At 67.4% G+C, this 22,022-nt stretch carries 22 protein-coding genes; 12 read left to right on the forward strand and 10 right to left on the reverse strand.

Translation table 11 applies throughout. The features are described from left to right. Nucleotides 1-9 precede the first annotated feature (9 nt). From JOD62_RS08405 to JOD62_RS08420, 4 genes are read left to right on the forward strand one after another with little or no spacing between them, the layout of a single operon-like run. Nucleotides 10-1,017 carry a carbohydrate ABC transporter permease gene (locus JOD62_RS08405; RefSeq protein ID WP_204938839.1) on the forward strand — a complete coding sequence of 336 codons (1,008 nt, stop codon included), beginning with the start codon at nucleotides 10-12 and terminating at the stop codon, nucleotides 1,015-1,017. After that, nucleotides 1,007-1,894 carry a carbohydrate ABC transporter permease gene (locus tag JOD62_RS08410; protein WP_204938840.1) on the forward strand — a complete coding sequence of 296 codons (888 nt, stop codon included), beginning with the start codon at nucleotides 1,007-1,009 and terminating at the stop codon, nucleotides 1,892-1,894. The genes JOD62_RS08405 and JOD62_RS08410 overlap by 11 nt, the downstream gene beginning before the upstream one ends. An 8-nt stretch (nucleotides 1,895-1,902) precedes the next feature. After that, a complete protein-coding gene (locus JOD62_RS08415) occupies nucleotides 1,903-3,006 on the forward strand; it encodes a Gfo/Idh/MocA family protein (RefSeq protein WP_204938841.1) in 1,104 nt (367 codons plus the stop codon). Continuing rightward, nucleotides 2,999-3,877 (forward strand): DUF6807 family protein, encoded by an 879-nt coding sequence (locus JOD62_RS08420; protein WP_204938842.1) that lies wholly within the window; start codon nucleotides 2,999-3,001, stop codon nucleotides 3,875-3,877. The genes JOD62_RS08415 and JOD62_RS08420 overlap by 8 nt, the downstream gene beginning before the upstream one ends. Nucleotide 3,878: 1 nt before the next feature. Here JOD62_RS08420 and JOD62_RS08425 read toward each other — a convergent pair whose 3' ends face one another. From JOD62_RS08425 to JOD62_RS08455, 7 genes are all read right to left on the reverse strand, one after another. Next, a complete protein-coding gene (locus JOD62_RS08425) occupies nucleotides 3,879-4,895 on the reverse strand; it encodes a LacI family DNA-binding transcriptional regulator (RefSeq protein WP_204938843.1) in 1,017 nt (338 codons plus the stop codon). A 10-nt stretch (nucleotides 4,896-4,905) separates the two neighbouring features. Continuing rightward, nucleotides 4,906-6,297 (reverse strand): FAD-dependent oxidoreductase, encoded by a 1,392-nt coding sequence (locus JOD62_RS08430; protein WP_204938844.1) that lies wholly within the window; start codon nucleotides 6,295-6,297, stop codon nucleotides 4,906-4,908. A 7-nt stretch (nucleotides 6,298-6,304) separates the two neighbouring features. Continuing rightward, nucleotides 6,305-7,090: an enoyl-CoA hydratase/isomerase family protein gene (locus JOD62_RS08435; protein WP_204938845.1), complete on the reverse strand. Its 786-nt coding sequence runs from the start codon at nucleotides 7,088-7,090 to the stop codon at nucleotides 6,305-6,307. Next, nucleotides 7,087-8,295: a CaiB/BaiF CoA transferase family protein gene (locus tag JOD62_RS08440; protein WP_239526602.1), complete on the reverse strand. Its 1,209-nt coding sequence runs from the start codon at nucleotides 8,293-8,295 to the stop codon at nucleotides 7,087-7,089. The genes JOD62_RS08435 and JOD62_RS08440 overlap by 4 nt, the downstream gene beginning before the upstream one ends. Continuing rightward, nucleotides 8,282-9,340, reverse strand: a complete 1,059-nt coding sequence (locus JOD62_RS08445) for an NAD-dependent epimerase/dehydratase family protein (RefSeq protein ID WP_204938846.1) — start codon at nucleotides 9,338-9,340, stop codon at nucleotides 8,282-8,284. Before JOD62_RS08445 ends, JOD62_RS08440 begins: the two co-directional genes overlap by 14 nt. Before the next feature lie 15 nt (nucleotides 9,341-9,355). Continuing rightward, nucleotides 9,356-10,414, reverse strand: a complete 1,059-nt coding sequence (locus tag JOD62_RS08450) for a dihydrodipicolinate synthase family protein (protein WP_239526604.1) — start codon at nucleotides 10,412-10,414, stop codon at nucleotides 9,356-9,358. Between the two features lie 63 nt (nucleotides 10,415-10,477). After that, nucleotides 10,478-11,854, reverse strand: a complete 1,377-nt coding sequence (locus JOD62_RS08455; RefSeq protein ID WP_204938847.1) for an enolase-like domain-containing protein — start codon at nucleotides 11,852-11,854, stop codon at nucleotides 10,478-10,480. Nucleotides 11,855-12,026: 172 nt separating this feature from the next. Here JOD62_RS08455 and JOD62_RS08460 point away from each other — a divergent pair, with 172 nt between their 5' ends. Next, entirely contained in the window at nucleotides 12,027-12,422 is a 396-nt protein-coding gene (locus JOD62_RS08460) for a hypothetical protein (protein WP_204938848.1), read from the forward strand. A 43-nt stretch (nucleotides 12,423-12,465) separates the two neighbouring features. On the opposite strand, the gene JOD62_RS08465 is transcribed toward JOD62_RS08460, so the two are convergent. Together JOD62_RS08465 and JOD62_RS08470 are read right to left on the reverse strand one after the other, a co-directional pair. Continuing rightward, nucleotides 12,466-13,899, reverse strand: a complete 1,434-nt coding sequence (locus JOD62_RS08465) for an MFS transporter (protein ID WP_204938849.1) — start codon at nucleotides 13,897-13,899, stop codon at nucleotides 12,466-12,468. A gap of 77 nt (nucleotides 13,900-13,976) precedes the next feature. Continuing rightward, entirely contained in the window at nucleotides 13,977-14,429 is a 453-nt protein-coding gene (locus JOD62_RS08470; RefSeq protein WP_204938850.1) for a MarR family winged helix-turn-helix transcriptional regulator, read from the reverse strand. A gap of 94 nt (nucleotides 14,430-14,523) precedes the next feature. Between JOD62_RS08470 and JOD62_RS08475 the strand changes: the two genes are divergently transcribed. Genes JOD62_RS08475 through JOD62_RS08490 form a run of 4 tightly spaced genes read left to right on the forward strand, consistent with a single transcriptional unit; the run spans nucleotide 14,524 to nucleotide 17,652 of the window. Then, nucleotides 14,524-15,180: an NADPH-dependent F420 reductase gene (locus JOD62_RS08475; RefSeq protein WP_271171487.1), complete on the forward strand. Its 657-nt coding sequence runs from the start codon at nucleotides 14,524-14,526 to the stop codon at nucleotides 15,178-15,180. Nucleotides 15,181-15,206: 26 nt separating this feature from the next. After that, nucleotides 15,207-16,250, forward strand: a complete 1,044-nt coding sequence (locus JOD62_RS08480) for an LLM class flavin-dependent oxidoreductase (RefSeq protein ID WP_204938852.1) — start codon at nucleotides 15,207-15,209, stop codon at nucleotides 16,248-16,250. A 43-nt stretch (nucleotides 16,251-16,293) separates the two neighbouring features. After that, complete coding sequence (locus JOD62_RS08485; RefSeq protein ID WP_204938853.1) at nucleotides 16,294-16,920, forward strand: hypothetical protein; 627 nt, start codon at nucleotides 16,294-16,296, stop codon at nucleotides 16,918-16,920. Between the two features lie 42 nt (nucleotides 16,921-16,962). Next, a complete protein-coding gene (locus JOD62_RS08490) occupies nucleotides 16,963-17,652 on the forward strand; it encodes a GNAT family N-acetyltransferase (RefSeq protein WP_204938854.1) in 690 nt (229 codons plus the stop codon). Nucleotides 17,653-17,661: 9 nt separating this feature from the next. Here the strand turns inward: JOD62_RS08490 and JOD62_RS08495 are convergent, their stop codons facing one another. Further along, nucleotides 17,662-19,134 (reverse strand): peptide MFS transporter, encoded by a 1,473-nt coding sequence (locus JOD62_RS08495; protein WP_204938855.1) that lies wholly within the window; start codon nucleotides 19,132-19,134, stop codon nucleotides 17,662-17,664. A gap of 141 nt (nucleotides 19,135-19,275) precedes the next feature. Between JOD62_RS08495 and JOD62_RS08500 the strand changes: the two genes are divergently transcribed. The 3 genes from JOD62_RS08500 to JOD62_RS08510 all read left to right on the forward strand — a co-directional run bounded on the left by JOD62_RS08500 (nucleotide 19,276) and on the right by JOD62_RS08510 (nucleotide 22,017). Beyond that, the gene (locus JOD62_RS08500; protein ID WP_204938856.1) at nucleotides 19,276-20,661 is read left to right on the forward strand and encodes a glycine--tRNA ligase; all 1,386 of its coding nucleotides are present in this window, start codon (nucleotides 19,276-19,278) and stop codon (nucleotides 20,659-20,661) included. Nucleotides 20,662-20,738: 77 nt separating this feature from the next. Further along, nucleotides 20,739-21,365, forward strand: coding sequence for a hypothetical protein (locus JOD62_RS08505; RefSeq protein ID WP_204938857.1), 627 nt, complete (start codon nucleotides 20,739-20,741; stop codon nucleotides 21,363-21,365). 49 nt (nucleotides 21,366-21,414) lie between these two features. Beyond that, entirely contained in the window at nucleotides 21,415-22,017 is a 603-nt protein-coding gene (locus JOD62_RS08510; protein ID WP_204938858.1) for a hypothetical protein, read from the forward strand. Nucleotides 22,018-22,022: the final 5 nt, after the last annotated feature.

Genomic DNA, 22,022 nt, shown 5'->3' on the forward strand with positions numbered 1-22,022 from the left:
AGATCGATCATGGCTCTCACCCACAGCCGACCGAGCGACACCGAACGGTCTGCTCCGGGCTCCGAGCCGCACGTGGTGCGGGGGTCGGAAGACCCCCGCACTCCGCGGGCGGCGCGTGGTCTGCGCAGCCTGCGGGCGGCGCGCTTCAACGAGCGCCTCGCGCCGTACCTCTTCTTGCTGCCGTGGCTCATCGGCTTCTTCGTCATCACCCTCGGCCCGATGCTGTACTCGCTCTATCTGTCGTTCACGAACTTCAGCATGCTCGCCCCACCCGAATGGGTCGGCATCGACAACTACATCAAGATGTTCACGAACGACCCGAAGTATCTCGAGTCTGTGCGCGTGACTCTCGTCTACGTGTTCGTCTCGGTGCCCCTTCAGCTGGCGTTTGCACTCATGCTGGCGATGGTGCTGAACCGAGGACTGCGCGGACTGCCGATCTATCGCTCGATCTACTATCTGCCATCGCTGATCGGAGGCAGCGTCGCGATCGCCGTGCTGTGGCGACAGATGTTCGGGCACAACGGTCTGATCAATCAGATCCTCGATGTCTTCGGGATCGAGGCGCAAAGTTGGATCGGGAATCCCAACACCGCCCTCGGCACGCTCATCATTCTCAACGTCTGGACCTTTGGGTCACCCATGGTGATCTTCCTTGCGGCACTGAGGCAGATTCCCCAAGAGCTCTACGAAGCCGGAGCTGTGGATGGCGTCAACAAGCGGCAGCAGTTCCTACACATCACGCTGCCGATGCTCACCCCGATCGTGCTTTTCAACCTCATCCTCCAGCTCATCGGGGCGTTCCAGGCGTTCACGCCCGCCTTCGTCGTCTCCGGGGGCACAGGTGGTCCTGTCAACTCGACGCTGTTCTACACGCTGTATCTGTATCAGCGCGGATTCACCAGCTTCCAGATGGGCTACGCCAGCGCGATGGCGTGGGTGCTGTTCGTCGGGATCGCCGTGGTGACCGTGATCAACTTCTGGTTCTCGAAGTACTGGGTGCATTATGACGACTGACATCAAGATCGACTACACGCGCGAGATCGGTGTTGTCGGCCGACGCAACAAGGCTCCGCGCAGCGTGCTGCGGCATGGGCTACTGATTGGCTTCGGGCTCGTGATGCTCTATCCGCTGATCTGGATGGTCGGTGCATCATTCAAGGAAAGCTCCGACATCTTCACGGAGATCTGGCCTTTTCCTGATCCGGTGGTGCTGGAGAACTATGAGCGGGGCTGGCGCGGGTCAGGTGTCGGCTTCGGAACGTACTTCCTCAATTCGACGATTGTCGCGGTGCTCTCCGTCGTCGGAAACCTGTTCGCGTGCACCTTGGCCGGCTATGCCTTTGCGCGGTTGTCGTTCAAGTTCCGTGCAGTGTTCTTCGCCTGCATGATGGCGACGCTCATGCTGCCGCACCATGTGCTCATGGTGCCGCAGTACATTCTCTTCGCGAACCTCGGGTGGGTGAACACGTTCCTGCCGCTGATCACACCGAAGTTCCTGGCCGTGGATGCGTTCTTCGTCTTCCTGATGGTGCAGTTCCTGCGTGGCCTGCCTCGCGAACTCGACGAAGCAGCCAAGATCGACGGCGCTGGACCATGGCGCACCTTCTGGCACGTCATCCTGCCCCTCACGCTCCCGGCACTGGCGACGACCTCGATCTTCACATTCATCTGGACGTGGAACGACTTCCTCTCGCCCATGATCTACCTCCAGGACCCGCGCACGTACACGGTTCCGCTGGGGCTCAACTCGTTCCTCGACGCAAGCGGCGACAGCGCCTGGGGTCCAATGTTCGCAATGGCCGTGCTCTCGCTCGGCCCGCTGTTCGGCTTCTTCCTGGCCGGGCAGAAGTATCTCACCACCGGCATCGCCACAACAGGTCTGAAAGGTTGACCAAGAAAATGAAGAAAGCACGGATCGCGGTCGTCGGGGCAGGTGGCATCGGTGCCGCCGCCCATCTGCCCGCGGTAACCGCTCTGCCCGAGGAATGTGAGCTCGTCGCGATCGTGGATCTCGACGAGGCCCGGCTCTCGGCTGCCGTCGAGCAGTTCGGGCCCTCGCGCGGCTACGCCGACATCGGCGAGATGCTCGCCGTCGAGAAGCCCGACATCACGATCATCGCGACGCCTCCGCATCTGCACGAACCGCTGGCGGTGCAGGCCATGCAGGCCGGGTCGTGGGTGTTCAGTGAGAAGCCGCTCACGGGGTCGCTCGCCTCCGCCGATCGTCTGCGTGCCGCGGAGGAGGAGACCGGTCAGTGGTGTGTGACCGTCTCGCAGTTCCGATACTCGGGTGGTTCGCGGCAGGTGCGAGAGGCGCTCGCGTCGGGGCGCTGGGGTCGGCCGCTGGTCGGTATCGCGCACACGTCCTGGTACCGCGGGCCGGACTACTGGGAGGCCGCATGGCGTGGCAAGTTCCGCACCGAGTTCGCGGGCGCCACGACAAGTCAGGCGCACCACGCGATCGACCTGCTCCTCTGGCTGATGGGGTCACCATGGGAGGCTGTCTCGGCCTTCTCTGACACGCTCTCCCGGCCGATCGAGGTGGAAGACGCGAGCGTTGCGTCGGTGCGCTTCGAGGGCGGGGCTTTCGCGAGCATGGTGTCGACCGTGCTCAGCCACAATCAGGAGACACGTCTGCAGGTGATGGCGGAAGACGCGACAGTCGACCTGAACACGCTCTACATGCCGCTCCTCGAGGAGTGGTCGGTGCGCCAGACCGGCGCCGACGGCACACGCACGCTCGAGGACTGGACGGTCCCCGAGGAGCCCGTGCAGGCGCATCGTGCGCAGCTCGCGAACATCCTGATGCACTGGCGCGCGGGCGAGGCGCCCGAGCTCACCGTCGCGGAGGCGCGCGAGACCCTCGAGTTCCTCACGGCGCTGTACAAGTCGGCGGCGACCGGGGAGCGCGTGCAGCGCGGTGAGATCGCCGCGGGAGACGAGTTCTACGAGGCTCTGGATGCTGCGGGCCCCCGTCGTGCGGAGGTGCGTCGTGGTGCATGATCTGCAGACAGACACGGGTGACGCGACGATCGCGATCGATGGCGTCGAGGTCGCCCGTTACTCGGTGGCATCGGATGTCAGCAGAGTCGACCTCTCCAAGCCGCATTTCCACCCGCTGCGCACGCGGGCAGGGATCGAGATCACCGGGTTCGCCCCCGAGGATCACCCGTGGCATCACGGCCTGATGTTTGCGTTCCCCCGCGTCAACGGGCACAACCTCTGGGGAGGCGGGACTTTCCACGATCTCGATCGCGGCTACGTCGTCGTCGATGATCACGGTCGGATGGATCATGTCCGGTGGGAGGAGGTCTCGTCAACCGAGGAGTCGACCCGTCTCGTCGAGCACAACGCCTGGCGCGGCCGCAATGAGCAGGAACTGCTCGAGGAGCGCCGCGAGTGGCGTGTGGAGCCGGTGCACATCGGCGACGTGGATGGCTACCTCATCGACCTCGACACGACCCTGATCAACCCGGCGCCCTTTGCCGTCGCGCTCGCCACCCCCGCAGGGCGCGGACGACCGGATGGCGGCTACGGCGGACTGTTCCTGCGCCTCGCCGTCGGGTTCACCGCAGACGCGCTCATCGCCGAAGACGGCCCTGTGCAGGCATCCGGTCACGAATCGCGCACCTTCGTCGTCCACGGCCAGACGGCCGCGGGTGAGCCGGTCACTCTCGGTCTATCATTCCGAGACGCCACCGGACCCGGTGCGCAGAAGTGGCTCTACCGCTTTGAGGACTTCGCCTCGATCGGCTGGGCGCACGCCTACGACACGGACCTTGAGGTCGCAGCGCACGGTTCGCTCCGTTTCGCGCACAGGCTCATCGTGCTCGACGGGCACGTGCCGGCAGAGGAGGTGCGTGCGGCGCTCTAGATCAGCGTGAGGGCGCTGGCGCAGTCGAGGCTCGTGCATGCAGCACGGGCCTCGGCTGCGTCATGACGACATCTTCGAGCGGTGCGCCCGCGAGGTGACGCAAAAGCATCGACGCGGCCATGGTTCCGGCGGCATGCATGGGCATGGCCACGGCGGTGATCGTGGGAGTGGTGTACTCCACGACCCACGCATCCTGGATGCACAGCAGCGAAAGGTCGCGCGGCACCGAGACCCCGGCCTGGAGCGCCGCAGACAGCGCGCCGACGGCGGCGTTCGTGCTCGCGGCGATCATCGCGGTCGGGAGCGTGCCGCTCGCCAGGAGGCGGCGCATTCCGGCCGCGCCACCGAGCGCTTCCCACCCGGCCGGCTGCACCCACTCGGGGCGCGTGCTCATGCCGAGCGCCGCCGAGTACGAGGTGAAGGCATCCATACGGCGGGTGGCCGCATCGTGCTGGTCTGCGCCGGCGAGGAAGCCGACGTCGCGATGTCCGAGGCTCACGAGGTGGTCCAGGGCGATCTTGAGGGCCTGGTGGTCATCGAGCGCGACGGAGCCGACATGATCGTCGAGTCGAGAGTTGAAGAGCACGACGGGGCTCGGCACCGTGATGAGGCTGCGCAGGCTCTCGTCGCTGATCCCTTCGGCGCGCTGCAGGATCACCCCGTCGACGCGGCCGTTGCCGATGAGGCTCGCCAGGCCGTTGCGTCCGCCGCTCTGGGCGGTCAGCTGGCCGAGGAGCACCGCGGAGCCGGCATCCTGACAGGTCTCCTGCACACCTTGGTACAGACTCGCGAAGATCGCGTTGTTGACCTCGGGAACCACGAGGGCGATCGCGCCCGCGCGGGAGAGACGCAGGGCTCTGGCTCGGTGATCGGGCACATAGTTCAGACGGGCGGCGGCCGCCAGCACGCGCTTGCGCGTCTCGGGGTTGATCCGGGCGTCGGCATCGTCGTTGAGAACGCGGGATGCCACGGAGGGGGATACTCCCGCAGCTTCCGCCACGTCCTTGAGGCGCGTCATGGCTCCCAGGCTACCGCGCATGATCGATCGTGCTCCCTGCCGCCGTCATGAACCGACGAACTGTGTCGACGGGGACCTCGCGCAGCGGGACGTCCGCGTCGAGGGAGTGCACAGCAGCGAAGGCTGCCGCCGCGCCGTACTCGAAGCACTGCGCCGTGACCCGCGCCGATGCGAGAGCTTCGTGGTCCGCGCCCAGGCAGCGTCCGGCGACCAGGACGTTCTCGCCGTCCTGCGGGATGAGCGCCCCGAGCGGAACGTCGTAGTAGTCGTCGAGTAGCCAGTGCAGGCGCGGGCGCGGGCCGTCGTGGAGTTCGATCGGCCAGGGGGAGCGGCAGATCCCGTCGTCACGTTTGCGCGCTGTGACGACGTCGTCGTTCGTGAGGTCGTCGGTCGACCGGATGCTGCGGGTCTGACGGATGCCGACCTCCACACCGGTGTCGACGACGAAGGCGTCAGCGCAGCCGGGCACCTCCTGGCGGAGGAAGCGCTCGTAGGCGCGCACCTGCCGGCGACCGTGGACCTCTGCGTATGTGAAGTCCTCAGGGTCGACGACGTTCAGCACGCGACCGTCCGCGGCCGCGAGCCGTGTCGCGTTGACCATGAGTTCCCCGGCCCTCGGCGTGCGGAAGACCCAGATCTTCTCGCGCGGCAGATCGGCGCCCGCGTCACGTCGGGCGCGGATCCGCTCGGTCACCCAGGGAGGGCAGATGGTGTCATCGCCGAACGCCGACCAGAAGGCGTCGGTGTTGACGCCACCGAGCCGGAAGAACATCGTGGGGTTCTGGATGCGCCCGTCGTCGCCGAAGTGGTACTCGCCGCCGAGCTGCGAGATCACGGCGGCGTCACCCGATGCGTCGATGATGCGGGAAGCATGCACGGCGACCTCTCCGGCGGTCGAGAGGAGCGCGACGCCGAGACAGCGCCCCTCCTCAGCGATGACGCGTGAGACGGTGGTGTGCAAGAGCACGCGCACCCCGGCAGCCGTCAACAGGTCGTCGGCGGCCTCGCGCCACATCAGCGGATCGTGCGCGACGGTGAACGTCTTCCCGTAGCGCTGGGGCGGGGTGAGTCCGCCGCGTGCCGCGAGCTCGCCGCGGAAGCGCTCGGCGAAACCGTGCACGATCTGGGTGGGAACATCCGCCGGTTCCTCGTGCGCGAGATACAGCCCGCAGATCGTGCCGGACATGCCGGCGACTGCGGCGCCGCCGGCGAACCCGTACTTCTCCACGAGCAGCACTCGCGCGCCATGCTCGGCGGCCGTCGTCGCGGCGGCGACACCCGCCGCGCCCGCGCCGACGACGACGATGTCGACGGTCGCGAGCACGGGGAGACCGTGATCGGAGGGCAGCGGGGCGGGGAGGCGCCAGCTGTCGAGATGAGGTGAGGTGTGGGCGGGGAGCATGGTGGTGTCAGCGTCCGGCCCACTCCGGCGCGCGCTTCTCGACGAAGGCGCGCACGCCTTCGCGGCCGTCCTCGGTGTCGAAGAGTGCAAGAAGGAGCTCCCGCTCACGGTCGAACCCGGCTGACGCGCCGGAGTGCGGATCGACGGCGAGGGTGATCGCGTTCTTGGCGGCGCTCGCCGCGAGCGGAGCGGTCGTCGCGAGGCGTCCGACGATGTCGGCGACAACGGTCTCGAGCTCGACGGCGTCGGCGACGACGGCGCTGACCAGCCCGGCGTCGCGTAGCTCGCCGGCGGAGAACGTCTCGCTCAGCAGAACGGCGCGCTTGGCGCGATTCGCCCCGACATGCAGCGCGAGCCGCTGGGTGCCTCCCCAGCCGGGGATGAGGCCCAGGCGCAGTTCGGGCAGGCCGAAGCGCGCCGACTCCACACTCAGCACGATGTCCGCGGCGAGCACGAGCTCGAAGCCACCGCCGAGTGCGGTGCCGTTGACGGCCGCGACGATCACGACGGGGGACTGTGTGAGTCGCGTGCACAGCCAGCGGGCGCTGTCCGTGAAGAGGCGCAGCGCCGCCGGATCGTCTGCGGCGTCGCGGTAGCCGGCGATGTCGGCACCGGCGCAGAACAGTGAGCCCTCGGCCGTGAGTACCAGGACGCTCGCGTCCGCCGCCTCGGCCTCGTCGAGTGCGGCGTGCAGGCCGTTGATCATCTCGGATGTCAGCGCATTGCGCTTGTCGGCGCGGGTGAGGGTGACACGCCACACCGAGTCGGACGATTCGACCGTGATGCTGCTCATGAGACGATCTTTCGTTGAAAGTGCTGCGCGATGGACTCGTCGGAATGCCCCAGATCGGCGAGGATCTCGCGGGTGTGTGCGCCGAGCGTCGGAGGAACGGTGCGTACGCCGGGACGCGATCCGCCGTACATCACCGGGTGCTTGAGCACACGCACGCGACCGGCCGCCTCGTCGTCGAACTCGTCGAAGGAGTCGTTGAAGGCCACCTGCGGGTCTGCCAGCACCTCGGCGTAGGAGTTGACAGGGGCGAACCACATCCGCGCGGCCGTGAACGTCTCGGTCCAGTCGGCGCCTGTCCGCGTGCGCATGTGGGTCGCGACCCGCGCGTTCACGTCTTCCCGTGCGTCGTAGGGTTCGCGGTGCTCGGCGGTGAACCAGGGGTCCTCGAAGACCGCCTCGAGGGCCGCGGGCGAGGTGAGCGAGATGCACAGGTGCCCGTCGGATGTTGCGAAGACGCCGTAGGGGGCGGTGTAGTACATCGACGAGACGCCGTTCTCGGATCGCGCGCCCGTCCAACCGTTCAACGCGTAGGTGAGCGGCTCGATCTGCAGGTCGAGGGCGGCGTTGAGCAGGTTGCTCTCCACGAGCGTGCCGCGCCCGGTGCGCGCCCTGCCGTGCAGTGCGGCGAGAATCCCGAAGGCTCCGAGCACTCCCGCATGCTGGTCCACGATGCTCGCTCCTGCCGGTGTCGGTGGTGCGCCGGCCCCGCCGGTGGCGCCAGCCAATCCGGACAGCGCCTGCACCAGCACGTCCTGCCCCGGGCGGTCCCGGTAGGGCCCGTCGGAGCCGTAGCCCGACAGCGACGCGTAGACGATACCCGGGTTGAATGCGGCGACATCCTCATAGCCGAACCCGAGCCGGTCCAGGGTGCCGGGGCGGAAACTCTCGATCAGGACATCGGCACTTTCGAGCAGCTCGCGCACGAGCGGTGCCGCATCCGGATGCTTGAGATCGATGGCCATGCTGCGCACGTTGCGATTGCCCAGCGCGAAGAACGGGCTGTATCCGTTGAGCGAGCGGTTGGGGGCGCTCCACGAGCGCTCGAATGCTCCGGTGTGCGGCTCGATCTTGATGACCTCAGCGCCGAGGTCGGCGAGTAGCTGACTCGCCGAGGGGCCCTGTAGGAAGTGCGTGAAGCTCACGACGCGGATTCCGGTCAGCATGCCGACCGCGGGGGAGGCGGACTTCTGCTCAGAAGATGCCATTGCGCACCTCGAACTTGCTCGGCTTGCCGTAGAGAGGCTTCTCGTTCTCGACCCATTCGGCGATCCAGCGCAGCATCGGCTCGAGAGTGACGGTGGGGTTGCCGAGAAGGTCAGCCGCCTGGTCGCAGTTCACGAAAAGGAGGTGATCGGACTCCGTACCTTCGAAGATCGGGTCGATGTCGAACAGCTGCCCGAAGCGCTCGGCGACGTGCCGCACGCTGACACACTCGGGCCCCCCGATGTTGATAGGGGTCGCCGGGGTTTCTACATGACGGAGCAGCCGCGCGAAGTGGTTGATGGCATCGCCCTGCCACTGCACGTTCACGTTGCCGGTCGCGAGCGGAATGGGGGTGCGGGTGCGCACCCAGCTCGCGATCTCCTGCAGGGCGCCGTAGCGCATGTCGACGGCGTACACGAAGCGCACGAGGCGACCCGGCGTGCCGTGAAGACCGCTGAAGTACTGGAACGTGCGCTCACGACCGACGACCGAGTTGGCGTACTCACCGGGGCGCGCGACGGGTGGTGTGCGCTCGTCGACACCACCGCGGCGGGGATCGGACCAGGGGTAGACGTGAATGGTCGACAGCGCCACGATGCGCGAATCGCGGAAGGTGTCGGCGACGATCGCGGGGGCGAGCGTGTTCATCGCCCAGAGGAAGTCCTCGCGACCCCGATAGTCGAACTTCAGGCCCGCCATGTAGATGATGTTCGCGACGCGGGGCAGCTTCTCGACAGCCGCGCGATCCAGGAGGTCGCAGCGGATGGTCTCGACGCCGTGGGCGCGCAGGTTCTCCTCGCTTCCCGATTCCGAGAACCGGGAGACGCCGATGACGCGTTTACCGGGGGCGGCCGCCTTGATCATGCGGGCGAGCGAGATGCCCATCTTCCCGGCGACGCCGAGGATCATCACGTCGCCGTCCAAGGCAGCGAGGTCGGCGACGGTCTCTGCCGTCGGCAGTGACATGAAGTCGTCGAGATGGTCGGCATCCCGGAAGAACTCGGGCAGAGAGTCCCGGGTCAGCAGGTTCTGGGTGGTGGTGGTCATATTCGTCCTTGAATGTCAGGTCAGCCAGCGGGAGAGGTTCGAGGCGACGAAGTCGTCGTCGGAGAGATCCGGATGCTCCGCGTACACGCGATCGATCTCCGCGAGCTGACCGGGGGAAAGCGCTTCGGCCGGGTCGAGGCACCAGATGCCCTCAAGCAACCCCTGGCGGCGGAGCACTTCCATGCATCCGGGAATGCACCCGGCGAAGTCGTTGCGGGCGTCATAGATCGCCCCGTTCGCGTCGGTCACTCGCGAGTCGAGTGCGAGGGCGTCAGCCGGCACCAGGTCTCCGGATGCCGCGTCACGGAGCCACTCGGACTGTTCGACCGCGCGCCGGGTCCAGACGCTCCAGTGTCCGAGGAGTCCTCCTCGGACCTGCATCCGCACGAGCTCTCCGTCTCGGGGGATGTCGAAAGGGGCGAGCAGATCGAGCACGATGTGGTCGTCATTGCCGGTGAACAGTGTGATGTGTTCCTCAGCGCGTGCATGCACCACGCCCCGCACGATGTCGATCGTGCGATAGCGGTTGAACGGCGCCATCTTGATCGCCACCACTTGCGGAATCTCCGCGAACGCGCGCCAGAAGTCGAACGACAGGTGGAACCCGCCGACCTCGGGGAGCAGCGCGAACCCGATCACAGGTGCGACCTCGGCGACGGCGCGGCAATGGGCCAGAACCTCGGACTCCTCGGCGTCGCGCCATGATGCGACGTTGAGGAGCACCGCGTGATAGCCCGAGGCAATGGCGAGCTCGGCTTCCGCGACCGCCTGCGCCGTGTCGCCGATGACGCCTGCGATGAGCACGGGCTCGCGCTCGGCGTGCTCGGCGGCGGCTTCCGCGCTGATGCGGAGCACGTCGGGGAAGAGCCCCGCGTCGCGGATGCCGAACTGTGTCGTGTGCACGCCGACGGCGAGTCCGTTCGATCCGGCGTCGAGGTAGTAGCGGCTGAGCGCGCGCTGGCGACGCTCGTCGAGCTGCCGATCTGCGGACAGGGCGAGGGGGTGCGCGGGGATCACTCCGCCGCGTGCGAGGAGCCGTCGCGCGTGATCGACGCGATCATCCATCGAGGTCATGCGGCCTCCTGGGAGAGAAAACGATTGTTCATTGCGGACGAGAGAGTGCGGTGATCGGTCATCTCAGATCAGGCCATCGGTGGCTGTCGCGGAGGTGAGCGGAGGGAGGGCGGAGACGTTGAGAAGAGGCGTGAGGCCGAACGGGGCGGTGAGCACCGACTCCGTCGCGACGCGTCCGTCGCGGATGCGCAGGCGAACGCGGCCCTCGAGCTCCTCGTAGAGGTCCGGATGTGCCGCAGCAGCGCGATCGTCTGTGTCGGGACCGAGGCCGGCAAGGCGACCGAAGTAGTGGTGTCCGTTGCGTTCGATGTGAGTCATCCCGAGAGTTGCCGCGACCACGAGGTCCTGCGGGACTGTCAGGGGAGGGAGAGTGGCGAGATCCTCCGCGGTGAACACGGTCGGGCGCTCTGCGCCGCGCGCGTCGACCAGCGCAGCGTTCGCGATGCCGCGGAACACACCCTTGCACCCCTTGTAGGTGCCGCCGGCATAGCCGAGGTCCATCGCCAGGCGCACGGAGTCCACGTCGGCATCGGATTCATCGATGATCACGGGAACGGATGCGGCGCGCAGTGTCCGCCCGACCTCGTCGCTCAGGGCGACGGTGCGGGCGAACGGCTGTTCGACGGCAATGAGGTCGCGAGTGAGCGCGCCTTCGAGTTCACGGTCCTCGGAGAGAGCGCCCCACCAGTCGGTGAACTGAGCCGCCTGCGTCATCGCCTCGTTGCCGTCGATCGTGAATCGCGGTGTCACGCCGGCTTCCCTGGAGAGGGCGAGGATGCGATGCAGACGCTCGATGTCTTCTCCGGCCTCACCGCGGGTCTTGATCTTCAGGTGGGTCAGTCCGTAGTGCCGGAGCGATGCCTGCAGGCTCACCGGCAGATGGTCGGGAGCATCATGTACGTCCGCATCGGTGAGCGGGTCGCCGAGGCCGACCGTGTGACGCACGAAGAGGTGCGTTGATGGCGCGGGGGCGAAGCGATGCCCGTGAAGTTCCGGGTGGATGATCTGGGACTGCAGGCCCAGGAGCCCGCTTCGGAGAGCGTCGGCGAACGGGGTCTCCTCGAGCCGGCAGATCGCGTCGATCACGGCACGCTCGACCAGGGCTGTGCCAAGACCGCTGAGCAGCCCGGGGATGCCCTGCGCTTGTCCCCAGTCGCTCTGTGCACGGTCGAGCTCGCGCCAGAGTTGAAAGGCATCCGGCGCAGACATGCCCTCTGCGACGCCCGCCGCGTGCAGGATGACGTCGACCATGACGGCCAGGTCGTCAGCGTAGGGCGAATCCGGATCCTTCGTGAACCACTTCGGCGGGAGTTGCTCGGCGGCTAGACCGCGCGAGCGCCTGCCGTCGCGGACGATCTCGACCTCGACGACGGCATGCGGCGCGCGTGTCATCTCCGCGATCCCGTAGCGGAACGGGATGCGGGTGTCGGTTTGCGTCACGCGCGGGGTGACCCTGACGATTCGGTACAAGTCAACTCCAGTGTTGGTTGACGCGACTCTATCGAAGCACAAACGATTGTGCAAGGTGCGCACTCCGAACATTCCTTGGGCGTGGTGTCACGCAAGGCGTCGTCGCTTGGTTCCGGAGGACTTCGCTCCGTAGGGTCGAATGATGACCGCGCCTGATTGGACCCCGCATCGTAGAGACGACGGTGAGCTACTGGGGTGGATTCATCCGAACGGCGAGCACTGGACCGCGGTCGACGTGCTGGGCCGCGCGGTCTCCGGCGCTGTTGAATGGCTCGATGCCGAGGCAGTCCTGGAGGAGCACGGCATCGCCTGGCTCGCGGACGCCTGGATGCTGGAGGGTGAGGCCGATCGGCCGTTGCGCGTGCGCATCGTCGAGGTCACGCCGACAGCGAATGGTCGTGCGGGGCGCATCGTCGTCAAGGTCGACGACTTCGGCGATACGAGCCGGCCGGCCACCGCGCCGTACGTCCTGGAGTGGCCGCTTCCGTCGCGCCTGCGTCCGCCGCATGCCGGCGATCCGGACCCCCGGGTGCTCTGAACTCGAAGACGCGGACCCCCGCTCGCTGACGCGGGGCTCGCGGCTACCGCAGTGCGGCGTGCGGCAACGGCTTCGGGCGCGGGATCATCAGCGACAGGACGACGGTGATGACGCCCGCACCGATCGCCAGCCAGAAGCACAGCAGGAACGCCTCGCGAGTCGGAACCATGGCTCCGGCGACCTCGACGCTCATCCCGGCGAGTACCGCGCCCATGACAGCGGATGCGGTCGAGGTGCCGACGGAGCGGAACAGGGCGTTGAGTCCGTTGGAGGCCCCGGTCTCGTCGGCGGGCACCGAGCGCATGATGATCATCGGCATCGCGGCGAACGTGAATCCGATGCCGACGCCGATGAACAGGTTCGCGACCAGGATGTGCCACACCTCGGTCGACCAGATCAGCACGAACACGTAGGCGAGCACGATCGCCGCGGCGCCGACCGTGAAGAGCGGGCGAGGCCCGACGGTGCGCTCCAGCCATCCGGATAGGGGTGAGATCACCATCATCACGAGACCTGCGGGCATGATGACGAGGGCGGCGCCGAGCATGTCGAGGCTGAATCCGCCGCCGAGCTCTTCCGGCATCTCGAGCATCTGCGGGAAGGTCACGTTCGACGCGAAGAGGGCGAAGCCCATCCCGATGCCGGCGATGTTGGTCAACAGCACCGCGGGGCGCGCGGCGACGCGCAGGTCCAGCAGTGGATCCGTCGTGCGCAGCTGATACCAGCCCCACAGCAGCAGCATCCCGATTCCGCCGATCGCGCACCCGAGCGCGAGGGGAGAGGTCCAGCCCCATTCCGCGCCCCGAGAGATGAAGAGCAGGATGCCGCTGAGTCCCGCCGCGAGGCCGATCGCGCCCCGCCAGTCGAGACGCCCGGGTGAACGCAGCACATCTTCGGGAACGACCAGGAACACGAGCACGAGTGACAGCAGACCGAGGCCGGCGCCGAGCCAGAACAGGGCGTGCCAGTCGGCGTTCAGGGCGATGAACGCGGCGAGGGGCATGCCGACAGCGCCGCCGACGCCCATTGTCGCGCTCATGAGAGCGACGGCGGTGCCGAGTCGCTGGGGCGGGAGCACGTCACGCATGATGGCGATGCCCAGCGGGACGACACCGCTGACGGCGCCTTGCAGACCGCGGCCGATGATGACACCGATGATCGAGGTCGACAGCGCGGCGATCGCGGACCCGACGACGAGGGCGAGGAGCAGGGCGATGACGACCCGGCGCTTGCCGTACATGTCACCGAGGCGTCCCGCGATCGGGGTGGCGACCGCGGCGACGAGAAGCGTGATCGTGATGACCCAGGTGGTGTCTTCGCGAGTGGCGTTCAGCAGGCGGGGCAGATCGGCCTGCAGGGGCACCACGAGGGTGAACATGAACGACGAGCACATGCCCATGAAGGCAAGTGCCGCGACGATCGCCCACCGGGGAGGGGTTCGGGAGAGACGATTTCGGGCGCGGGCATCATCTCTCATCGATCCAGGCTATCCCTGCTGGGATGACTCTTCGGCCGCCGCTCGCGAACCTGCACCTTCCGCTGCGGTGCGTGGCTTCAGGCGTGGTGCGGCTCTTCGAGGTGGGGGAGCAGCGCTTCGGAGATGTCGCGCAGCTGCTGCAGCTGCTCTGAACTGAGCGCCTGGGTCACGTAGCGGCAGACCGCCGCGTCGTACGTCTCTTTCGCCGTTGCGTGAGCATCCCGCCCTGCGGTGGTGATGGTGATCTCGAAGCCGCGCCCGTCGTCGGCGCAGCTCTCGCGGGTCAGCAGGCCGCGCTGTTCCATGCGGCGCAGCTGGTGCGAGAGACGGCTCTTCTCCCAGTCAAGCTCGCAGCCGAGTGCCGTCGGTCGCACGGGGCGATCTTCGCGGACGAGCGCGCCGAGGATCTCGTAGTCGGCTTCGGAGAGCCCGGTCGTGGCGAGTTCACGGGCGATGCGCGCGGACAGCCGCTGCCGCATGCGCTGGTAGGACTCCCAGGCCTGCAGGTCGGTGGCGGTTGCGTGCTCCATGCCTCCAGTGTAGTTGATGCATCATCTAGTTCTGCTATCATCGTTGACGTATCAACAAAGCGCGTCGCCCGCGGGCGGCAGGAAGGGAGTGGACGTGCTCACGAAGATCGCCGTCCTCGGTGTCGGACGCGTCGGAGCCGCTGTGGCGCGCACGGCCATCGCCGCGGGCCTCGATGTCACTGTTGCCGGTTCCGGTGCGGCAGAAGACATCGCTCTCCTCGCCGAGATCGTGATCCCTGGCGCGAAGGTCGCCACGGCGGCTGATGCTGTCGCCGATGCCGACCTCGTCGTCGTGGCCGTACCGCTGCACAAGTTCCGCTCTGTCGACCCGGCCATCCTCGCGGGCCGCATCGTGGTCGACGCCATGAACCACTGGGCGCCGATCGACGGGGAGCTTCCCGAGTTCAGCGATCCCGAGGTGGGCACGAGCGAGGTCGTCGCCGCATACTTCGCAGAGGCTCGCATCGTGAAGGCTCTCAACCACATCGGCTACCACGAGCTCGAAGAAGACGCCCGACGTGACAGCGCTGACGGCCGTCGCGCTCTCGCTTACGCCTCGGATGACGCGGAGGCGGCCGCATCCGTCCATGAGCTGCTCGACCGCTTCGGTTTCGATCCGATCTCCGCAGGCCCCCTCGCCGTCGGCATCGCCTTCGAGAGCGGTACCCGCATCTTCACCTCTCGGCTTGACGCCGCGGGCATGCGCCAGGCGCTGTCCGAGGCCGCGGAAGACTCCGCGCTCGCCGCCTGACGATCTCTCAGACCAAAGGAACTCTCATGGAAATCGGTGTCTACAGCTTCGGCGACTCTCAGCGCAACGAGGACGGCTCGCTGCGCAGCACGACCGAGGCGATCACCAACCTCTTCGACGCGATCGTTCATGCCGACCGTGTCGGCGCGGACTTCTTCGGTGTCGGCGAGCACCACACGCTTGAGATGCCCGCCTCGTCTCCGGGCGCGATGATCGCTGCCGCTGCGGCGGCGACGACGCAGATCCGCCTCGGCAGCGCCGTCTCGATCATCAGCACCGACGACCCTGTGCGGGTGTACCAGCAGTTCGCGACGGCATCGGCGATCTCCGGCGGTCGTGTGGAGATCACCGCCGGTCGCGGATCCTCCGTCGAGTCGTTCCCGCTGTTCGGATACGACGTCGTCGACTACGAGCGCCTGTACGAGGAGAAGCTCGAACTGCTCATGGCGATCAACGACGCCGGCGACGACGCAAAGGTCACCTGGAACGGCAGCGTCCGTCCGGCGCTCGACGGACTCGAAGTCGTCCCGCGCCCCGCGGGAGGAAAGCTGCCCATCTGGATCGGCACCGGCGGCAGCGCACCCTCCAGCGTGCGCGCAGGGCGACTCGGGATGCCGGTGACCTACGGCATCATCGGCGGCGCCCCCGCGCGCTTCGCTCCGCTTGTCGAGCTGTACCGTCGCACCTTCGCGCAGGGCGGGCACGCGATCGAGAACCAGAAGGTCTCGGTCGCCGCTCTCGGCCTCGTCGCGAAGACGAAGCAGGAGGCGCTGGAGCGTGCGTACCCCGGCTGGTACAACATGAACCTCGAGATGGGTCGCCGTCGAGGGTGGCCCGCGCCACAGCAGGATGCGTTCCTCGCACAGGCGCACGGTGCCGGCGCGTATTACATCGGCGACCCCGACGACGTCGCCGAGCGCATCGTCGACCTGCACGGCCACCTCGGCCATATGCGGCACTTCCTGCAGATGGACATCGGCAGCCTCCCGCAGGAGCACTACCTCGAGTCGATCGAGCTGCTCGCCACCGAGGTCAAGCCCCGCGTGACACGTCTGCTCGCGAAGAAGTAGCGCGCGGAGGCTGCGTCATTGCCCCTGTGTTTACATAGGGGCCATGACGACAGATGGCGACTTCGCGCAGCATCCGGCTGACTCCGAGTGGCACCGCAGGCTCACCTTCGGTGAGCGGCCCGATGGATCCTGGATGACGCAGGGCCCCGCGCACGCGTACGAGAGCGTCGTGATGCGACCGCTGGAGCCGATGTTCGTCCCGGAGAAGCCGCGTCATGGCGAGCTCGATCCGCAGAACTGCGGGTCGTGTGCGCCATCGGAGCACACGATCTGGGCGGACGAGCACTGGCAGGTGCGCGCGGGATGGGAGACGGGCGGGCTTCCCTTCATCGGCGCGATCGCGCCGCGCGAGCACTGGCTGCTGGAGGATGCGCCGCTGGAGGTCATGGCGGCGCTCGGCCCGCTGATGCAGCGGATCTCCGAAGCCGTGAAGACCATTCCCGGCGTCGCCCGGTGCCACTTCAGTCGCTGGAACGACGGATCCGCACACCTGCACCTCTGGGCGTTCGCGCGGCCTGCGGGAATGATGCAGGGCCGCGGCGCCGTGCTCTCATACTGGGACGGGATGCTGCCCGAGATGAGCGAAGAGATGATGAACGAGTACGTCGGCATCGTCGCGCAGCGTCTCGCCGCCGGCGGAGGAGAGGCCTTCCCGCACCGCGCGGTGTGAACAGTCGAGCATCCGGGGCTGCAAAAGGGGCAGACTAGACGCGTGCGCACCATTCGTGATCTGGACACCGTCGAACTCATCATCAAGGCGCAGGAGCTGCTGGATTCGATCCGCGGCCCCGAGCGCGTGATCGATGCCGGCACGCTGCGTGCCCTGGAGCAGTCGGGCAACTATGTCGTAGGGCTCTTCGACGGCGAGGGTGCGGATGAGCGCATGGTCGGCGCATCCATCGCCTTCTTCGGCGTGCCTGCGCAGCGCACGATGCACTCGCACATCACCGCGCTCCTGCCCGAGTACCGCGGTCGCGGCTGGGGGCGTGAGCTCAAGGAGCACCAGCGTCAGTGGGCCTTCTCGCGCGAGGTCGGACGCATCACGTGGACCTTCGACCCGCTTGTAGCCCGCAACGCGCACTTCTTCCTCTCGGTGCTCGGCGCCCGCGTCACCGGGTACTCGGTCAACAACTACGGCATCTTCGGCGGCGGCGACGCCGGCGACGAGAGCGACCGACTGGATGTCGAGTGGAAGCTCGCCGACATCGCCAAGGCGCCCGCGGCCGATGCGGTTGCCGCGACGCTGGAGATCCCCGAAGACGTCGAGGCGATGCGCGTGAGTGACCCGGATGCTGCGCACGAGTGGCGTCTGCGCCTTCGTGACGAGATGCAGCAGCTGCTCGGACAGGGCCTGCGCCCGGTCGGCTTCGAGGCTGGGCGCGGTTACCTGTTCACCGCGTAGGTTCCCGCCTCAGCGCACGCCCTTCATGAGGGCGAGCACGGGCCGTGACACGAGAAGCAGCACGACGCCCATCCCGATCGCGATGGCGCCGAGGATGAGGAAGTACGGAACCTCGTTCGACGGGTCATAGAACTGCGCCAGCCAGCCGGCGATCGCCGTGCCGAGCGCGACGGAGAGGAAGTACAGCGCCACCATCTGGGTGTGGAACCGCTCCGGGGCGAGCTTCGTCGTCACCGAGAGTCCCGGAGGCGAGATAAAGAGCTCCGCCACCGTGAACACGAGCAGGATGACCACGATCGCGATCAGCGGGCTGGAGTTCGGTGCACCGTTCGCCCACGGCAGGAACAGCAGGAACGCGGCACCCATGATGATCGCGCCGAGCGAGAACTTCGCCGGCGCCGACGGCGCCCGGTTGCCGAGCTTCGACCAGATCGCGGCGAATACCCCCGACAGGATGATCACGAAGATCGGGTTGATGGAGTTGACCCAGGACACCGGCATCTCCCATCCGAAGATCGTGCGATTCAAGCGTTCGTCAGAGTAGATCGTCAGCACCGTGAACTGCTGCTGGTACAGCGACCAGAAGCCGACGTTGACGACGAACAGCGGGATGAACCCGATCACGCGCGAGCGTTCGTCGCGGTTGAGCTCCCGCGAGGAGATGATGACCGCGAAGTAGGAGATCGCCGCTCCCAGGGTGACCAGGATCACAACACCCGCGAGGTTGTCTGCCCGGATCACCCCGGTCAGCACGAGCGCGGCGAGAGCGATGACGACCAGGACGGCGATGCCGAGCACGAGCGGTCGACGGTTCGCGGGGAGTGGGTTGGCGACGATCCGGGACGACTCCGGCAGCTGCCTGCGGCCGATCGAGTACTGCAGCAGACCGAGGGCCATGCCGACGGCGGCCGCACCGAAGCCCCAGTGGAAGCCGATGCTGTCCTGCAGCAGACCGGTGATGAGCGGGCCGAGGAACGCACCGAGGTTGATGCCGAGGTAGAACAGCGAGAAGCCCGCGTCGCGGCGGATATCGCCGGCGGCGTAGAGAGTGCCGACGACGGCGGTCGCGTTGGCCTTGAGTCCGCCCGATCCGATCGCGACGAGGACGAGTCCGATGCCGAGACCCCAGACGCTCGGCAGCAGGGCAAGCGCGATGTGGCCCGCCATGATGACCCAGGCGCTGTAGAACAGCACCCGCTCAGATCCGAGCAGACGGTCGGCCGCCCAGGCGCCGAGGATCGACGACAGGTAGACGGTGCCGCCGTAGGCGCCCACGATGCCGGTCGCGATGCCCCGGTCCATGCCCAGGCCGCCGTCCGTGACCGAGTAGTACATGTAGATCAGCAGGATTCCCTGCATGCCGTAGAAGCTGAACCGCTCCCACATCTCGACGCCGAAGATGTGGGTCAGTGCCCAGGGCTGCCCGAAGAAGCGGGTGTCGTCCCTGCCGGTGCGCGGCTGATCTGCCTGTGCGGTGCTCATGCTTCGACGGTAGTCCTGACGGGCACCAGAGTGTGACCCGCCCTGGCCTCTCTCGTCGGTGGAACCGCCGATAGGATTGAGAATGCCGCGGCATCGCCGTGTGCGCACCCCGGATTCCGCCCTCCGACCATTGGAGCCACCGTGGCCGAACAGTCCCGCCTTGATAAGGTCATCGCCCTCGCCCGTCACCGCGGGTTCGTGTTCCAAGCGGGTGAGATCTACGGCGGTTCGCGGTCGGCATGGGACTACGGCCCCCTCGGTACCGAGCTCAAAGAGAACATCCGCCGTCAGTGGTGGCAGACGTTCGTGCGCGGACGCGGCGACATGGTGGGCCTGGACTCGTCGATCATTCTCCCGAAGCGCGTCTGGGAGGCGTCCGGCCACGTCGCGACCTTCACCGATCCGCTTGTCGAGTGCCTGAGCTGCCACAAGCGCTTCCGCGCCGACAACCTCCTGGAGGACTTCGAGGCACGCAAGGGCCGTGCGCCCGAGGGCGGCCTCGCAGGCGTTCCCTGCCCGAACTGCGGCAACAAGGGCCAGTTCACCGAGCCCAAGGCCTTCTCCGGCCTGGTCAAGACCTACCTCGGCGTCGTCGACGACGAGAGCGGCCTGCACTACATGCGTCCCGAGACGGCGCAGGGCATCTTCGTGAACTTCGCGAACGTCGTCACGGCGAGCCGCAAGAAGCCGCCGTTCGGCATCGGCCAGGTTGGCAAGGCGTTCCGCAACGAGATCACCCCCGGAAACTTCATCTTCCGCACCCGCGAGTTCGAGCAGATGGAGATCGAGTACTTCACTCCGCCCGCCGAGGCGCAGCAGTGGTTCGACCACTGGGTCGAGGCCTGCTGGAACTGGTTCCTCGATCTGGGTGTCAACCCCGAGAACATGCGTCAGTTCGACGTTCCCAAGGAAGACCGCGCACACTACTCGGCCGGAACCATCGACTTCGAGTACCGCTTCGGCTTCCCGGGCAAGGAGTGGGGCGAGCTCATGGGCGTTGCCAACCGCACCGACTACGACCTCTCCAGCCACACCGAAGCATCCGGCCAGAGCCTGACGTACTTCGACCAGGCGTCGGGCGAGCGCTACACGCCCTACGTCATCGAGCCCTCGTTCGGTCTCACCCGCGCGATGATGGCCTTCCTCGTCGACGCCTACGTCGAAGAAGAGGTGCCCAACGCCAAGGGCGGCACCGACACCCGCACCGTGCTCAAGCTCGACCCGCGCCTCGCGCCGGTCAAGGTCGCCGTGCTCCCGCTGTCGCGCAACGAGAACCTCTCGCCGCTCGCGCGCGAGGTTGCCGACCAGCTGCGCGGCCGCTGGGTCATCGACTTCGACGACAGCGGCGCGATCGGTCGACGCTACCGTCGTCAGGACGAGGTCGGAACCCCGTTCTGCGTCACGGTCGACTTCGACTCGCTCGATGACCGCGCCGTCACGGTGCGCGACCGCGACACGATGGCGCAGGAGCGCGTGCCGCTCGAGAACCTTGACGCGTACCTCTCGGAGCGCCTGAAGGGCGCCTGATTCGAGCGAAGGGGCGGATGCTGCGGCATCCGCCCCTTCGTCATTTCCGGGCGGGGCGCCGTCGATAGGCTGGTCGGATGATCGACCGGACGTTCGCTGCCCCCTCGACCACGTTCCGCAACGTCTGGCTTCTCGCGGGTGGGCTGCTCGCAGCGTCCGGAATCCTCGGCGTCGTGCATTCGCCGCTTCTCGCAGGCCCGCTGGGGCTCGCCGAGGGAGGGCTCACGCCCCTCGTCATTCTGCTGTTCGGCGGGGGAGGGATGCTGTTCGCGCTGGGTTTCCGCGGCGTGGGCAGCGTCACGGCCCGGCGTCCGCTCGGGACGACAGCGATCATCCTGCTTGTCGCGATCCTGCCGTTCGTGCGCCTGTTCGTCTGGGACGCAGTGCCTCCGTCCGTCTATGCGTCCGGGTGGCTGTTCTTGTACACCGGGATCGACCTTCTCGTGGAGCTCGCGCTCGCGCTGGTGGCGGCGATTGCGATCGCCCGCGCCGGTGTCGTCCCGGAGCCGTGGTGCCGTGCGCCGTTGTGGGCGGTGGGAGTCTCGGCGGCCGCCGAGGTCGTGCGGGTCGTCGTCGGCATCCTGGGTGACGGCGCGGTCGTGGATGTCATCGTGGGGATCGCGCACATTCTTCCTGCGCTGGCGACCGCGTCGCTCGGCGTCATCGCGATCCTGCTCGTGACGTGGGGGCGTGTGGCGAGGTAGCTCGGAGGTGGGGCGCGTCCTCGACCAGGCCCTCGGTTACGCTGTGGCCATGACCGAAGCGACGACGCTCGACCATCGCATGCGCCTCTGCCGTGTCTGGGTGCTCGGAGGCATCCTGTTGCTCGGCTACGTGCTGATCGGCCTCGCGCTGCCGATGATGGCGGGCACGGCGACGGTGACGCGGATCGCGTTCGCCGCCGCGACGGTGCTGTTCGCGATCGGATGGCGCGGTGTCGGCAGCGTCACCGCACGGAGACCGCTCGGGACCGTGGCGCTGATCCTGCTCGGCGTGTGGCCCTGGGTGATGGACCTGCTGTGGCTGGTCTTCCCGGCGACGCCGTCGTCTTTGGCCGCGATGCCGATCGTTCCCGTGGGTACTGTCGTGCAGCTCCTGGTGGCGATCGTCGCCGTGACGCAGATCGCGCGGGCGGGCGTTGTGCCGCAGCCGTGGTCGTGGACGCCGACGATCGCGTTGGTGATGGTCGTCCTCGCACAGGTGCTGATGATGGCGTTCGCGTCGATCTCTCACGATCAGACGGCGCTCGTGGCCGCGATGGACGTCGCGGCGCTGGCGCAGGCGGTCGCCGTTGCCGGGGTGGGTGTGGTGGCCATCGTCCTCGCAACTCGAGCGGAGCCGGGTGGCCGGGGGTAGCCCTC

This window comes from Microbacterium keratanolyticum (assembly GCF_016907255.1).
Lineage (GTDB): Bacteria > Actinomycetota > Actinomycetes > Actinomycetales > Microbacteriaceae > Microbacterium > Microbacterium keratanolyticum.

Bases quoted from the DNA above. Each gene is read 5' to 3' on its own strand.
- JOD62_RS08510 (WP_204938858.1), top strand. From the start codon at position 21,415: ATGACCGAAGCGACGACGCTCGACCATCGCATGCGCCTCTGCCGTGTC.
- JOD62_RS08425 (WP_204938843.1), bottom strand. From the start codon at position 4,895: ATGACGCGCCTCAAGGACGTGGCGGAAGCTGCGGGAGTATCCCCCTCC.
- JOD62_RS08460 (WP_204938848.1), top strand. From the start codon at position 12,027: ATGACCGCGCCTGATTGGACCCCGCATCGTAGAGACGACGGTGAGCTA.
- JOD62_RS08430 (WP_204938844.1), bottom strand. From the start codon at position 6,297: ATGCTCCCCGCCCACACCTCACCTCATCTCGACAGCTGGCGCCTCCCC.
- JOD62_RS08450 (WP_239526604.1), bottom strand. From the start codon at position 10,414: ATGACCTCGATGGATGATCGCGTCGATCACGCGCGACGGCTCCTCGCA.
- JOD62_RS08465 (WP_204938849.1), bottom strand. From the start codon at position 13,899: ATGAGAGATGATGCCCGCGCCCGAAATCGTCTCTCCCGAACCCCTCCC.
- JOD62_RS08415 (WP_204938841.1), top strand. From the start codon at position 1,903: ATGAAGAAAGCACGGATCGCGGTCGTCGGGGCAGGTGGCATCGGTGCC.
- JOD62_RS08485 (WP_204938853.1), top strand. From the start codon at position 16,294: ATGACGACAGATGGCGACTTCGCGCAGCATCCGGCTGACTCCGAGTGG.
- JOD62_RS08495 (WP_204938855.1), bottom strand. From the start codon at position 19,134: ATGAGCACCGCACAGGCAGATCAGCCGCGCACCGGCAGGGACGACACC.
- JOD62_RS08405 (WP_204938839.1), top strand. From the start codon at position 10: ATGGCTCTCACCCACAGCCGACCGAGCGACACCGAACGGTCTGCTCCG.
- JOD62_RS08440 (WP_239526602.1), bottom strand. From the start codon at position 8,295: ATGGCATCTTCTGAGCAGAAGTCCGCCTCCCCCGCGGTCGGCATGCTG.
- JOD62_RS08435 (WP_204938845.1), bottom strand. From the start codon at position 7,090: ATGAGCAGCATCACGGTCGAATCGTCCGACTCGGTGTGGCGTGTCACC.
- JOD62_RS08505 (WP_204938857.1), top strand. From the start codon at position 20,739: ATGATCGACCGGACGTTCGCTGCCCCCTCGACCACGTTCCGCAACGTC.
- JOD62_RS08480 (WP_204938852.1), top strand. From the start codon at position 15,207: ATGGAAATCGGTGTCTACAGCTTCGGCGACTCTCAGCGCAACGAGGAC.
- JOD62_RS08410 (WP_204938840.1), top strand. From the start codon at position 1,007: ATGACGACTGACATCAAGATCGACTACACGCGCGAGATCGGTGTTGTC.
- JOD62_RS08470 (WP_204938850.1), bottom strand. From the start codon at position 14,429: ATGGAGCACGCAACCGCCACCGACCTGCAGGCCTGGGAGTCCTACCAG.
- JOD62_RS08445 (WP_204938846.1), bottom strand. From the start codon at position 9,340: ATGACCACCACCACCCAGAACCTGCTGACCCGGGACTCTCTGCCCGAG.